3 protein-coding genes are annotated in these 1,106 nt (G+C 62.5%); 2 read left to right on the top strand and 1 reads right to left on the bottom strand.

The window, feature by feature from the left end; all coding sequences use genetic code 11:
* Both ADT71_RS29790 and ADT71_RS00155 read left to right on the top strand, forming a co-directional pair.
* A partial coding sequence (locus ADT71_RS29790; RefSeq protein WP_197282860.1) for a type II toxin-antitoxin system HigB family toxin occupies positions 1 to 178 on the top strand: 178 nt, incomplete at its 5' end.
* Positions 179 to 189: 11 nt separating this feature from the next.
* Positions 190 to 555: a type II toxin-antitoxin system HigA family antitoxin gene (locus ADT71_RS00155; protein WP_021226794.1), complete on the top strand. Its 366-nt coding sequence runs from the start codon at positions 190 to 192 to the stop codon at positions 553 to 555.
* A 1-nt stretch (position 556) separates the two neighbouring features.
* On the opposite strand, the gene ADT71_RS00150 is transcribed toward ADT71_RS00155, so the two are convergent.
* Positions 557 to 1,000 carry a hypothetical protein gene (locus tag ADT71_RS00150; RefSeq protein WP_054434080.1) on the bottom strand — a complete coding sequence of 148 codons (444 nt, stop codon included), beginning with the start codon at positions 998 to 1,000 and terminating at the stop codon, positions 557 to 559.
* Positions 1,001 to 1,106: the final 106 nt, after the last annotated feature.

Below are 1,106 nucleotides of genomic sequence, written 5' to 3'. Positions count from 1 at the left end.
GGCCGATTTTTCAAAAGCAAAAACGGTGACGGCGGAACGGGTTAGATTTGAAGTGGCGGGCGGCGATCATAGAATGATCGTTGCGTTCCATTTCCGGCGAGGGATCGCTTTCATAAAGTTTATTGGGACACATGCTGAATATGACCGCATCGACGCCGCGACCGTCGATCAGTTTTGAAGGACAGGCAAATGGATATCAGACCTATCAGGAACGATGACGACCATCGGGCGGCGGTCGATGAAATCCGCGCTCTCTGGAGCGCGGAAGCGGGCAGCGCGGACGAGGATCGTCTCGATGTGCTGGCAACCCTGGTCGATGAATATGAGCGGAAGCGGTGGCCGGTCGACAAGCTGGACCCGGTGGAAGCGATTGAAGCGGCCATGGAGGCGGAAGGGCGCACCCGCGCCGATCTGGCGTCCCTGATCGGGCAATCGCGCGCGACCGAGGTTTTGGCCCGCAAGCGGGGGCTGACCCTCCACATGATCCGCAAAATCGAACGGGCATGGCATGTCCCTGCATCGATCCTTGTCCGCGAATATCAATTATCGCGCTAAATCAGGGCTGTTGCTCGTAGAGGGGCACCCACTTGCCTTTGCACGTCTGGGCTTTGGCGTCCCATTTGGCGGTGCATCCGTATAGCTGGCGCTCGATCTTGGGTTCCTGCGCCCAGCGATAGGCGAGGGCCGCGGCGAAGATCAGTCCCAGCCCGATGAGGGCGGCGGTGATCCATTCCTTCAGGCGATCCCACCAGACCCCTGCGCTGACCCGCTGAAGCTCCCCAGCGGCCCGGTGGAGGGCATTGACCCCCACGCCTGCCTGTGCGGTCCATTCGGCGCGCTGGCGGGCGTCCTGCTCGATCTTCTGGGCCAGTGCGGCGACCTGCTGGGCGACCCCTTCGGCCCCGGCCTTGCGCATGGCGTCGAGCAGGGTGCGATAGTCTGCGCCGGGATCGGAGGGAGGGGGAGCATCAAACTCGGCAGGGTCGAAGGGATCAGGCATCGGCGGGGCCACCCTTGAAGGTCCAGCCCTCGAACGCCTTCCGGTCCTGATCGCGGCTGATCCGGCTCATCAGGTCATTGAGGTGGGATTCCCATGCGGGGTCTTT

Origin of the sequence: Novosphingobium sp. ST904 (genome assembly GCF_001298105.1) — a bacterium.
Lineage (GTDB): Bacteria > Pseudomonadota > Alphaproteobacteria > Sphingomonadales > Sphingomonadaceae > Novosphingobium.
The sequence above is the reverse complement of the archived record's forward strand: the minus strand, read 5'-3'. Positions and strand labels throughout refer to the sequence as shown.

Bases quoted from the DNA above. Each gene is read 5' to 3' on its own strand.
- ADT71_RS00155 (WP_021226794.1), top strand. From the start codon at position 190: ATGGATATCAGACCTATCAGGAACGATGACGACCATCGGGCGGCGGTC.
- ADT71_RS00150 (WP_054434080.1), bottom strand. From the start codon at position 1,000: ATGCCTGATCCCTTCGACCCTGCCGAGTTTGATGCTCCCCCTCCCTCC.